The sequence below is a fragment of the Acinetobacter sp. ANC 3832 genome, from assembly GCF_002135415.1.
In the GTDB taxonomy this organism is placed as follows: Bacteria; Pseudomonadota; Gammaproteobacteria; order Pseudomonadales; family Moraxellaceae; genus Acinetobacter.
In genome coordinates this window covers 413,527-425,737 of the sequence record NZ_NEGJ01000001.1, presented here as the reverse complement: position 1 = coordinate 425,737, position 12,211 = coordinate 413,527, and the positions used below count along the sequence as shown (strand labels likewise).

General features: G+C 42.0%; 7 protein-coding genes, 2 tRNA genes and 3 rRNA genes. 8 read left to right on the top strand and 4 right to left on the bottom strand.

Annotation, left to right across the window (positions count from 1 at the left end; genetic code table 11):
* Positions 1-66 precede the first annotated feature (66 nt).
* Both B9T35_RS02015 and B9T35_RS02010 read left to right on the top strand, forming a co-directional pair.
* Positions 67-2,148 carry a TonB-dependent copper receptor gene (locus tag B9T35_RS02015; RefSeq protein ID WP_086189449.1) on the top strand — a complete coding sequence of 694 codons (2,082 nt, stop codon included), beginning with the start codon at positions 67-69 and terminating at the stop codon, positions 2,146-2,148.
* 77 nt (positions 2,149-2,225) lie between these two features.
* A complete protein-coding gene (locus B9T35_RS02010) occupies positions 2,226-2,531 on the top strand; it encodes a hypothetical protein (RefSeq protein WP_228147063.1) in 306 nt (101 codons plus the stop codon).
* Positions 2,532-2,590: 59 nt separating this feature from the next.
* On the opposite strand, the gene B9T35_RS02005 is transcribed toward B9T35_RS02010, so the two are convergent.
* Positions 2,591-3,799 carry an oxygenase MpaB family protein gene (locus B9T35_RS02005; RefSeq protein ID WP_416202411.1) on the bottom strand — a complete coding sequence of 403 codons (1,209 nt, stop codon included), beginning with the start codon at positions 3,797-3,799 and terminating at the stop codon, positions 2,591-2,593.
* Positions 3,800-3,884: 85 nt separating this feature from the next.
* Between B9T35_RS02005 and B9T35_RS02000 the strand changes: the two genes are divergently transcribed.
* From B9T35_RS02000 to rrf, 6 genes are all read left to right on the top strand, one after another.
* Positions 3,885-4,481, top strand: coding sequence for a TetR/AcrR family transcriptional regulator (locus tag B9T35_RS02000; protein WP_086189448.1), 597 nt, complete (start codon positions 3,885-3,887; stop codon positions 4,479-4,481).
* Positions 4,482-4,988: 507 nt separating this feature from the next.
* A 16S ribosomal RNA gene (locus B9T35_RS01995) occupies positions 4,989-6,526 on the top strand.
* 61 nt (positions 6,527-6,587) lie between these two features.
* Positions 6,588-6,664, top strand: a tRNA-Ile gene (locus tag B9T35_RS01990).
* A gap of 74 nt (positions 6,665-6,738) precedes the next feature.
* Positions 6,739-6,814, top strand: a tRNA-Ala gene (locus B9T35_RS01985).
* Positions 6,815-7,183: 369 nt separating this feature from the next.
* Positions 7,184-10,080: ribosomal RNA gene (locus B9T35_RS01980) — 23S ribosomal RNA — on the top strand.
* A gap of 187 nt (positions 10,081-10,267) precedes the next feature.
* Positions 10,268-10,382, top strand: a 5S ribosomal RNA gene (gene rrf, locus B9T35_RS01975).
* Together the 16S, 23S and 5S rRNA genes with 2 tRNA genes alongside form the textbook arrangement of a ribosomal RNA operon.
* Before the next feature lie 81 nt (positions 10,383-10,463).
* On the opposite strand, the gene B9T35_RS18530 is transcribed toward rrf, so the two are convergent.
* The 3 genes from B9T35_RS18530 to B9T35_RS01960 all read right to left on the bottom strand — a co-directional run bounded on the left by B9T35_RS18530 (position 10,464) and on the right by B9T35_RS01960 (position 12,209).
* Entirely contained in the window at positions 10,464-10,634 is a 171-nt protein-coding gene (locus B9T35_RS18530) for a hypothetical protein (RefSeq protein WP_213033343.1), read from the bottom strand.
* Between the two features lie 140 nt (positions 10,635-10,774).
* Positions 10,775-11,518, bottom strand: coding sequence for an amino acid ABC transporter ATP-binding protein (locus B9T35_RS01965; RefSeq protein WP_086189446.1), 744 nt, complete (start codon positions 11,516-11,518; stop codon positions 10,775-10,777).
* A 13-nt stretch (positions 11,519-11,531) separates the two neighbouring features.
* Complete coding sequence (locus tag B9T35_RS01960; RefSeq protein ID WP_086189445.1) at positions 11,532-12,209, bottom strand: amino acid ABC transporter permease; 678 nt, start codon at positions 12,207-12,209, stop codon at positions 11,532-11,534.
* Positions 12,210-12,211: the final 2 nt, after the last annotated feature.

Here is a 12,211-nt window from a genome sequence, read left to right as displayed (position 1 = left end):
CAGACCTTTTTTCTGGGGCTTCACTGTTTCCAGCACAGTTTTATTTATGATTTAAGAGAGATGAACATGGTTCAGCCAAAATTCTTTTTACAGCCTTTGTCGGCTGCGATTTGTGTTGCTTGTTATTCGGGGGCAGTATTTGCTGATGAATCTGTAAATATGATGAAAAGTTTAGCGCCTATAGTCGTAACGGCTCAAACTGCAAATGATGCCAATGGATTGATTATCCACGCAGATCCGAAACAACCCATCCAGCCGATTCCTGCAACAGATGGGGCGGATTATCTACAAAGTATTCCTGGTTTTAGTTCTATTAAAAATGGTGGAACCAATGGAGATGTGACTTTTCGGGGCATGTTTGGTTCACGTATTAAAGTATTAGCAGATGGTTCTGAAAGCTTAGGTGCATGTCCTGCACGTATGGATGCACCTACATCTTATATACAGCCTGAAAGTTACGATGAAATTTCTGTGATTAAAGGGCCACAAACAGTTCAATACGCCAATACAGGTTCAGCAGCTACAGTTATTTTTGAAAGAAAAAAACCAGAGCTCAATGCAGAAAAGCCTTATCAAGGTCAAGCCAGTGTATTAATTGGTTCATTTGGTCGTTTGGATCAAAACATCGAAGCTACTTTGGGTGATGAGAAGAAGTACATCCGTTTGAACGCCAATCGTTCAGAGTCTAATAGTTATCAAGATGGTGATGGGAATAAAGTCCCATCTGCTTGGGAGCGTTGGAATACTGATCTTGCATTGGGTTGGACACCGAATGAGGATACTTGGGTTGAGCTCACAGCAGGGAAGTCTGATGGTGAAGCTGAATATGCTGGTCGTGATATGGATGGTTCGCAATTTGCTCGTGAAAGTTTAGGTTTACGTTTTGAAAAGAAAAACCTGACGGATGTGATTAAGAAAGTCGAAGGGCAAGTGAACTATAGTTATAACAACCATGTGATGGATAACTTTAGTTTAAGAACACCGCCACTGACTGAAATGACAATGCATGGGATGACCATGCAAGTTCCAAATAAAATGTCGATGCAAGTCACACGCCGTACTTTAAACACACGGTTTGCTATGACCAGTGAATGGGACAAAATCAGTCTTATTACTGGGGTAGATTCACAGATGAATAAACATGGTGGTGACATGATCATGTATGCAATGCCATCCATGAATACGCCTTTTCAAACCAACATGAAATTTCAATCCTACGGTGCATTTGGTGAGATGACCTATGCATTCAATGATCGTTATAAAATGGTTACAGGTGCGCGGGTCGATCAAGTCAAAATTGATGCATTGAAATTAAATGATGATCGTTCTGAAACTTTGCCAAGTGGTTTTATTCGTTTAGAAAGCCAACATCCTGAGCATGATGCAAAAAGCTATATCGGTTTAGGTTATGTAGAGCGAGTTCCTGATTATTGGGAATTGTTTAGCACTGCGCATGGCAATACAGGTATGTCAAAACCAGCATTTAATGATTTGAATACTGAAAAAACCTTGCAGCTTGATATGGGTTATCAACATCAACATGGTGCTTTAAATTCTTGGGTTTCAGCCTATGCAGGTTTGATTGATGACTACATTTTAATGAGTTATCACAATCATCCAATGGCAGGAATGGGTGGACATGATCATGGTTCATCTTTTAGTGCAGGCGCTAAAAATGTAGATGCAACCATTGCAGGAGCTGAAGCAGGTGTGGGTTATCAATTTACTGATGCGATTCAGGCAGATGTGAGTGCTGCCTATGCTTGGGGTGAAAATACGACTGATCATACAGCTTTACCACAAATTGCACCTTTAGAAGGTCGTTTTAATCTTCGTTATGTGCAAGATAAATATACGTTAGGCATGTTATGGCGTGTGGTGGCAAAACAAGATCGAATTAGCCTGAACCAAGGTAATATCGTAGGTTATGACATGAATGAAAGTAAGGGTTTTGCAACGCTGGCTTTAAATGCCTCTTATAACATGATGAAAGATGTGAATCTTGCTGTGGGTATTGATAACGTTTTAGATAAAACCTATACGGAGCACTTAAATAAAGCAGGTAGTTCAGGTTTTGGTTTTGCTAGTAATGAACAGTTTAATAATACAGGTCGTAATTATTGGGCGCGAATCAGTATGAAATTTTAATTCGATTTTTATGAGGTTCTTGCATAAAGCTTTTAGTTTCTCTTTTAACAGAAGAGATCAAGCAGTGATGCATATTTATGCAAGAAATCTATTCTTCTATTATTGTGGAACATACTATGCGTACTTCAACTAAAAAATTATCTCCTGAACAGTCAGGTTGGGGATGGAAACTCTTAATTATTGCGTGTGTTTTAAGTTTTATCTTTATGTCTTTCTTTTATCTCGCAATCAGTAATGATCCTGAATATATGCCAAGTCATAAACAGAACTATACACAGCAAACGTTTAAAACAGCACCGACTATGCAACCGCAACAAGTTGAGCAAGGAAAAACAGAGATGTTACCCATGCACATGAATGAATCCGAGCATCAACAACATTAAGTCAATTGAAATGATAAAGAAGGAAGCCTAGAGCTTCCTTCTCTTATTTGGGTATTAGATTATTGATGCATACTTGCCAATTGTTTGGCTTTACTTTGATATAGGGCTAAACCTAATTTTTGAATATTTCGCCCACTTTGTTGTAGTTTTTGACTCAGTTTGGGAGAGTGTTTTGCCCCTGTGTAAAGTACAACGTTTCGTGCAAGCAAATAATAAGCAAACCAAGGTGCGGGTCGATGCTTTAAACCGAGTTGTTGCATTTTTTTACGACCTAAGAAAAATTGGGTTACTTCTAAGTGTTGTCGGTAGGCGAGTTTTTGCTGTAAAGGCTTTAAATAACGATATTGACGCTCAAACGGTTCTTTAGAAAGGCTTGCTCCCAAAGATATACTTGATTCATCAGGTTTTGGATGTGCGAAAGGCATCCAATATAAAAATTTCCAGCCCTCAGATTCCTTATCTACGAGCCATTTTTCATCTATACCCATAAGCCAGCCTGCATATTTCCAAAAATGTAAGAAACTTTCGATCTCTCGTTTATTTGGAAAAATACCAATCGCACGAATTCCCAGTAACAACACACCACTAAAAGCAATGTTAGTCATGGCTTGGTCGTATTGATTAATCGGCAGTCCCCAAGTATGACGATCCCACTTTGTTGATTTACTTAATTGATTGCGGACTAAAGCATGAATAAAACGAACATAGATTGTGGAAGTAAAACCTGTATTAAAGCGCTTGAAAGCATGTTGTTCTGTAATATCCATCCACCATTTGGTTGTTTCAGCCAAACGAGTTCCAGCATTTTTACTTAATGCGCCCGTTAGAATGAGAGGTTGGTTAAAGCCAGGGTATAAATATCCCATCATTAAGGCGAGGTCGCGGAGAATAAAGCCACTGTTAAAACCTAATCTATAAATGAAATTTAATGCCTCATCCATTTTTTCTTGATCAAACCAAGCAGGTGTTTTTTCAACGAAATTAAAGAATTCAGTCAATTCAGGAATCTCATGAGGGAGTTGATCTAGTCCTTGATAGAGTGCAGTTTCAAAATACTTTCGATGCTGCTTAGGGTTCTGAAACATCCAAACGATCAGTTTATCCATTGCAGGATCACCACTTTGTAATGCTTGGTTTAAAGATAAGTATTCTGCATAGGAGGGTTGTAATTTTTTATCAACCAATAAACTGAGAGCTTGAGTCTTCCAATTCGTCGTTAGCATTTTTTCAAAAGGAGCTAAGCGTTTAGGCATTGTGAGCATCGACATTGCAGGAATATCCTGATTATTGTTTAATCAAACTTTAATACGAATATTTATTCGTATTCAATTCGCATTCCAATGTGAGAGAACAATGAGAAAACAACCACAACAACAACGTGCAAAAGTCATTGTTGATAATGTGCTTGAAGCAACGCAACTTTGTATTGCTGAATATGGGCTATTGCAGATAACTACACCTAAAATTGCAGAAAGAGCAGGGGTCAGTGTTGGTTCGATTTATCAGTACTTCGAGAATAAAGAAGAGATCGTTCAAGAGTTATTGCGCCGTAAAAGTGAAAACTTAGGATTAGCCCTGAAACAAATTGCGATTACACAAGATGAGTTGAGCTTAGAAGAAATTATTCCAATGAGTATCCAATTCGGTTTTGACATGATGAAAGCAGATGGTGGTTTCTTTATAGAAGTATTGAAACACTGGCATGGCTATAACAATTCAGAGGCTGCACAAATTTTAGAAAAGCACTTTTTTGAAGTCGGGATGTATGTGTTTAATCGCTTTTATTCGCATTGGAACTTTGAAATGTTGAAGCATAAGTCGTTTGTCATCATTAATAGCACCTTATTCACCATGATGCGTTATGTGAGTAATAATAGTTTTCTCATTTCAGAACAACAACTTAAACATGAATTATCCACTATGATTTTGGCTTATTTAGAGCAAAACTAAGAGTATTATTTAAATTTAAAAATAATTAATGATAAAAATCAATTATTTATTGATTTTATGGTTTGAAAAATGAACGACCAGTTCAAATAATTAAAATTAATTAAGAAAAGGGGTTGTGTAGGATTAGGAATGCTGTAGAATGCACATCCATCGGCGGTGATGTTAAATAAAACTTCTGATAAATCAGTAGCTTGATTGAGATGTTAAGATTTCGAATTGGAATTTTAAAGATTGGTTAAGGAATGATTTGTTGAGAGAATTAAATAACAAAACCTGTTGACTATTCATCGAAAGAGAGTAGTATAGCCGACCTAGCTTGCTGGTGACGAACCAGGAAGAAGATCATTAAGAGATTATGAAGAACAACTTGTGTGGATTTTTACTGATTGATTGATCGAAATTATTTTCATTGATTGATGGTAGAAATTACTCGAAGTTTATTTGAGAAATATTTGTCAGAAAATTGATGAGCCAAGATTGGTGCCCTTTAAGGCACTAAGCAATATTAAACTGAAGAGTTTGATCATGGCTCAGATTGAACGCTGGCGGCAGGCTTAACACATGCAAGTCGAGCGGGGAAAGGTAGCTTGCTACCTAACTTAGCGGCGGACGGGTGAGTAATACTTAGGAATCTGCCTATTAGTGGGGGACAACATTTCGAAAGGAATGCTAATACCGCATACGCCCTACGGGGGAAAGCAGGGGATCTTCGGACCTTGCGCTAATAGATGAGCCTAAGTCAGATTAGCTAGTTGGTGGGGTAAAGGCCTACCAAGGCGACGATCTGTAACGGGTCTGAGAGGATGATCCGTCACACTGGGACTGAGACACGGCCCAGACTCCTACGGGAGGCAGCAGTGGGGAATATTGGACAATGGGGGGAACCCTGATCCAGCCATGCCGCGTGTGTGAAGAAGGCCTTTTGGTTGTAAAGCACTTTAAGCGAGGAGGAGGCTCCCTAGACTAATACTCTAGGAGAGTGGACGTTACTCGCAGAATAAGCACCGGCTAACTCTGTGCCAGCAGCCGCGGTAATACAGAGGGTGCAAGCGTTAATCGGATTTACTGGGCGTAAAGCGTGCGTAGGTGGTCTTTTAAGTCGGATGTGAAATCCCTGAGCTTAACTTAGGAATTGCATTCGATACTGGGAGACTAGAGTATGGGAGAGGATGGTAGAATTCCAGGTGTAGCGGTGAAATGCGTAGAGATCTGGAGGAATACCGATGGCGAAGGCAGCCATCTGGCCTAATACTGACACTGAGGTACGAAAGCATGGGGAGCAAACAGGATTAGATACCCTGGTAGTCCATGCCGTAAACGATGTCTACTAGCCGTTGGGGTCTTTGAGACTTTAGTGGCGCAGCTAACGCGATAAGTAGACCGCCTGGGGAGTACGGTCGCAAGACTAAAACTCAAATGAATTGACGGGGGCCCGCACAAGCGGTGGAGCATGTGGTTTAATTCGATGCAACGCGAAGAACCTTACCTGGTCTTGACATAGTAAGAACTTTCCAGAGATGGATTGGTGCCTTCGGGAGCTTACATACAGGTGCTGCATGGCTGTCGTCAGCTCGTGTCGTGAGATGTTGGGTTAAGTCCCGCAACGAGCGCAACCCTTTTCCTTATTTGCCAGCGGGTTATGCCGGGAACTTTAAGGATACTGCCAGTGACAAACTGGAGGAAGGCGGGGACGACGTCAAGTCATCATGGCCCTTACGACCAGGGCTACACACGTGCTACAATGGTCGGTACAAAGGGTTGCTACCTAGCGATAGGATGCTAATCTCAAAAAGCCGATCGTAGTCCGGATTGGAGTCTGCAACTCGACTCCATGAAGTCGGAATCGCTAGTAATCGCGGATCAGAATGCCGCGGTGAATACGTTCCCGGGCCTTGTACACACCGCCCGTCACACCATGGGAATTTGTTGCACCAGAAGTAGGTAGTCTAACCGCAAGGAGGACGCTTACCACGGTGTGGCCGATGACTGGGGTGAAGTCGTAACAAGGTAGCCGTAGGGGAACCTGCGGCTGGATCACCTCCTTAACGAAAGATTGACGATTGGTAAGAATCCACAACAAGTTGTTCTTCATGATGATATACCTAAGGGTCTGTAGCTCAGTTGGTTAGAGCACACGCTTGATAAGCGTGGGGTCACAAGTTCAAGTCTTGTCAGACCCACCAAGTCTACTAACCATGATTAATTGAAAGATTGATTCAGTTACAGAGCTAGAATTAGGTATATTAGATCTTAAGCTGGGGACTTAGCTTAGTTGGTAGAGCGCCTGCTTTGCACGCAGGAGGTCAACGGTTCGACTCCGTTAGTCTCCACCATTATATTAAGCTAAGAAATTATAGAATTTAATGAACATCTATTGTTTATTAACTTCTGTGATTTATCACAGTTTTAAACATGACCTGACGAAGGCATGTTTATTCATTAACAGATTATAATTTGAGTTGAAATAAATTGTTTAAACTCAGAACTGAATACGATTTTCAGTGTTACATGCAAATGTGACGTTGAAATGACGATGAAGAACTGAGCACTAGCGATTAACTGAATCAAGCGTTTTGGTAGATGAATTTAGATTGAAGCTGTACTGTGGTTAAATCTACAGACAACAAACTGTGTAGAAAGGATTTATTCTTTCTTGTCAAAGACACGTACTTGTAAGTGTCAGCGACTGTTTGGGGTTGTATAGTCAAGTAATTAAGTGCATGTGGTGGATGCCTTGGCAGTCAGAGGCGATGAAAGACGTAATAGCCTGCGATAAGCTCCGGGGAGGCGGCAAATATCCTGTGATCCGGAGATTTCTGAATGGGGAAACCCACTTACCATAAGGTAGGTATTGCATGATGAATACATAGTCATGCAAGGCGAACGAGGGGAAGTGAAACATCTCAGTACCCTTAGGAAAAGAAATCAATTGAGATTCCCTTAGTAGCGGCGAGCGAACGGGGACCAGCCCATTAAGTTATATGTGTTCTAGCGGAAGGCTCTGGGAAGTGCCACCGTAGAGGGTGATAGTCCCGTACACGAAAGGGCACATATAATGATGACGAGTAGGGCGAGGCACGTGAAACCTTGTCTGAATATGGGGGGACCATCCTCCAAGGCTAAATACTCCTGACTGACCGATAGTGAACCAGTACCGTGAGGGAAAGGCGAAAAGAACCCCTGTGAGGGGAGTGAAATAGATCCTGAAACCGCATGCATACAAGCAGTGGGAGCCGGCATTGTGTCCGGTGACTGCGTACCTTTTGTATAATGGGTCAGCGACTTATATTCAGTAGCAAGGTTAACCGAATAGGGGAGCCGTAGAGAAATCGAGTCTTAATAGGGCGTTTAGTTGCTGGGTATAGACCCGAAACCAGGTGATCTATCCATGAGCAGGTTGAAGGTTGGGTAACACTAACTGGAGGACCGAACCCACCGTCGTTGAAAAGCCGGGGGATGACTTGTGGATAGGGGTGAAAGGCTAATCAAACTTGGTGATAGCTGGTTCTCCCCGAAAGCTATTTAGGTAGCGCCTCGGACGAATACCATAGGGGGTAGAGCACTGTTTCGGCTAGGGGGTCATCCCGACTTACCAAACCGATGCAAACTCCGAATACCTATGAGTACTATCCGGGAGACAGACTGCGGGTGCTAACGTCCGTAGTCAAGAGGAAAACAATCCAGACCGCCAGCTAAGGCCCCAAAATTATAGTTAAGTGGGAAACGATGTGGGAAGGCATAGACAGCTAGGAGGTTGGCTTAGAAGCAGCCATCCTTTAAAGAAAGCGTAATAGCTCACTAGTCGAGTCGGCCTGCGCGGAAGATGTAACGGGGCTAAAACTATATGCCGAAGCTGCGGATTTGCAATTTATTGCAAGTGGTAGGGGAGCGTTCTGTAAGCCGATGAAGGTGTATTGAGAAGTATGCTGGAGGTATCAGAAGTGCGAATGCTGACGTGAGTAACGATAAAACGAGTGAAAAACTCGTTCGCTGAAAGACCAAGGGTTCCAGTCCAACGTTAATCGGGGCTGGGTGAGTCGACCCCTAAGGCGAGGCCGAGAGGCGTAGTCGATGGGAAATTGGTCAATATTCCAATACTTCTGTGTAATGCGATGAGAGGACGGAGAAGGTTAAGTCAGCCTGGCGTTGGTTGTCCAGGTGAAAGGTTGTAGGCATGTATCTTAGGCAAATCCGGGGTACTCTATGCTGAGAACTGATATCAAGCTGTACTTGTACAGCGAAGTGGCTGATACCATGCTTCCAGGAAAAGTCTCTAAGCTTCAGTTACACAGGAATCGTACCCTAAACCGACACAGGTGGTCAGGTCGAGTAGACCAAAGCGCTTGAGAGAACTCTGCTGAAGGAACTAGGCAAAATGGTACCGTAACTTCGGGAGAAGGTACGCTGCTGACGGTGATGGGATTTACTCCCTGAGCGGTTGGCAGCCACAGAAACCAGGCCCCTGCAACTGTTTATTAAAAACATAGCACTCTGCAAACACGAAAGTGGACGTATAGGGTGTGATGCCTGCCCGGTGCTGGAAGGTTAATTGATGGGGTTAGCGTAAGCGAAGCTCTTGATCGAAGCCCCAGTAAACGGCGGCCGTAACTATAACGGTCCTAAGGTAGCGAAATTCCTTGTCGGGTAAGTTCCGACCTGCACGAATGGCATAATGATGGGGGCGCTGTCTCCAGCAGAGACTCAGTGAAATCGAATTCGCCGTGAAGATGCGGTGTACCCGCGGCTAGACGGAAAGACCCCGTGAACCTTTACTGCAGCTTGACATTGAACTTTGATCTTACTTGTGTAGGATAGGTGGGAGGCTTTGAAGTAGTGACGCTAGTTGCTATGGAGCCATCCTTGAAATACCACCCTGGTAATATTGAGGTTCTAACTCTGCTCCATTATCTGGAGCGAGGACCATGTCTGGTGGGTAGTTTGACTGGGGCGGTCTCCTCCTAAAGAGTAACGGAGGAGTACGAAGGTGCGCTCAGCGTGGTCGGAAATCACGCGTAGAGTATAAAGGCAAAAGCGCGCTTAACTGCGAGACCCACAAGTCGAGCAGGTACGAAAGTAGGTCTTAGTGATCCGGTGGTTCTGTATGGAAGGGCCATCGCTCAACGGATAAAAGGTACTCTGGGGATAACAGGCTGATACCGCCCAAGAGTTCATATCGACGGCGGTGTTTGGCACCTCGATGTCGGCTCATCTCATCCTGGGGCTGAAGCAGGTCCCAAGGGTATGGCTGTTCGCCATTTAAAGAGGTACGCGAGCTGGGTTTAGAACGTCGTGAGACAGTTCGGTCCCTATCTACCGTGGGCGTTGGAAATTTGAGAGGATCTGCTCCTAGTACGAGAGGACCAGAGTGGACGAACCTCTGGTGTACCGGTTGTGACGCCAGTCGCATCGCCGGGTAGCTATGTTCGGAAGGGATAACCGCTGAAAGCATCTAAGCGGGAAGCCTACCTCAAGATAAGATTTCCCAAGGACTATATGTCCTCTAAAGAGCCGTTGAAGACTACGACGTTGATAGGTTGGATGTGGAAGTGCAGTGATGCATGAAGCTGACCAATACTAATTGCTCGTGAGGCTTGACTATACAACACCCAAACAGTTGTATCGCAAGATCTAAATGATTCAAAACCAAGCAATCGTCATGATTGAACCTTGATTTAGTCAACGCTAGTATTTACAATTCAACTCAAATTTGCATAGTCTGTTAATAACTTATTTGACAAAAGCAAAGGCATTCAATAAGACCTAAGCAAGTAGTCATAAACAGTTGTGCTGGCGACAATAGCAAGAGTGAACCACCTGATCCCTTCCCGAACTCAGAAGTGAAACCTCTTCGCGCTGATGGTAGTGTGGGGTTACCCATGTGAGAGTAAGTCATCGCCAGCTCATTATTCCTAAAAACACCCCCTTCTTATGAAGGGGGTGTTTTTTTATGCAAAAACACTATTTTATAAATAGTAGCAATATTTACTTCAATCGAGCCATAGAAAGAGAGCGTTGATCTCCTATTTCAATCTTAAAGTATTGATTACTTGGATGCTGCGCTATACATAATTCACCAAATAATACGATTTCATAGCCTAATGTTATTTTTACAAAATCCATTAAAGCTTCACGTTTAGGAATTAAATCTTTCATATAATCTCCCCAAACTTCAAAGAATAATGGCGGATAGTGTGAGTCTCGTAACACCTCTAATATAGTTGTTGTTGATTTATTTCTAAATTAAAAAAAGCAGATGAATTGATCTGCTTTTTTTTAAATAATATCTAATTTTATCAATGCACAATTGAAATTTTTTCTAAGAAAAATTTAGTACGCTCATGTCTTTCTTCAGGTTTGTTGAAGAAATCATTGGTTGCACAGTCTTCCAAAATTTTCCCTTGATCCATAAAAATAACACGACTAGATACTTTACGTGCAAAGCCCATTTCATGGGTCACACACATCATGGTCATGCCTTCTTTAGCAAGTTGAGTCATTACCTCAAGCACTTCACCGACCATTTCAGGGTCAAGTGCAGAAGTAGGTTCATCAAATAACATGCAAACGGGGTCCATACATAAACCACGTGCAATTGCGACACGTTGCTGCTGACCACCTGAAAGTTGTCCTGGAAATTTATCTTTATGTGCAGATAAGCCTACTCGATCTAAATATTGAAGCGCTTTTTTCTTTGCTTCATCTTTTGAACGATTGAGAACCTTTAATTGTCCAATCATCAAATTATCTAAAACAGTCATATGCGGGAATAGTTCAAAGTGTTGAAATACCATACCGACACGTGAGCGAAATTTTGCCAAATCAGTTTTAGAATCTTTGAGTGGAGTACCATCTACAACAATATTACCTTCTTGGAAGGGTTCTAAGGCATTTACTGTTTTGATGAGTGTTGATTTTCCTGAGCCAGAAGGTCCACAAACCACAACAACTTCACCTTTTTCAATCGCAGTTGAGCAGTCAGTTAAAACCTGAAAATCTCCATACCATTTTGAGATATGTTGTATTTCAATCATTGGCATATTGATTCTCCAATTAACGAATTATTGCTATTTTTTGATGTAAACGCTTCACTAAACGAGAAAGCGCAAATGAAATACAGAAGTAAACAATAGCAACAACTAAATAGAATGTAGCTTTAGTTTCTGAACCATATGTATTGGCAAGTGTATTGGCATTACCTAAGAAATCAGGTGCGCTAATCACATAAACCAAAGAAACGTCTTGGAATAAAACAATCGATTGCGTCAGTAAAATTGGCAACATATTACGAAATGCTTGTGGTAAAACCACATTCGACATAGTCTGACCATAGGTAAAACCGAGTGCATAACCTGCATTAACCTGACCTTTAGAAACAGATTGAATTCCTGAACGTACAATTTCAGAAAAGAATGCAGCTTCAAAAATAGCAAAGGTAACGATGCTTGAAAATAAGGGTCCGTAATAGGTATCCGATTGAAATTCAAAGAACTTAGGTAATAAGAAATAGAAGATAAAAATGACTTGAATCAGTGGCACACCACGGAAGAAATCGACATAAATCTTTGCAAATGTATTGGCCGCTTTATTATTGGATAAGCGCATCATTGCCAGTGGCGTACCGATTAAAATCCCACCAATTACAGATAGAATAGTTACAGTCACTGTAAATTTAAAGCCAGCAAGTAATGCAGAAATGACATCTTGATTTTGTAATACACTGAAATCCATGA

Bases quoted from the DNA above. Each gene is read 5' to 3' on its own strand.
- B9T35_RS02015 (WP_086189449.1), top strand. From the start codon at position 67: ATGGTTCAGCCAAAATTCTTTTTACAGCCTTTGTCGGCTGCGATTTGT.
- B9T35_RS02010 (WP_228147063.1), top strand. From the start codon at position 2,226: ATGCAAGAAATCTATTCTTCTATTATTGTGGAACATACTATGCGTACT.
- B9T35_RS02005 (WP_416202411.1), bottom strand. From the start codon at position 3,799: ATGTCGATGCTCACAATGCCTAAACGCTTAGCTCCTTTTGAAAAAATG.
- B9T35_RS02000 (WP_086189448.1), top strand. From the start codon at position 3,885: ATGAGAAAACAACCACAACAACAACGTGCAAAAGTCATTGTTGATAAT.
- B9T35_RS18530 (WP_213033343.1), bottom strand. From the start codon at position 10,634: ATGAAAGATTTAATTCCTAAACGTGAAGCTTTAATGGATTTTGTAAAA.
- B9T35_RS01965 (WP_086189446.1), bottom strand. From the start codon at position 11,518: ATGCCAATGATTGAAATACAACATATCTCAAAATGGTATGGAGATTTT.
- B9T35_RS01960 (WP_086189445.1), bottom strand. From the start codon at position 12,209: ATGGATTTCAGTGTATTACAAAATCAAGATGTCATTTCTGCATTACTT.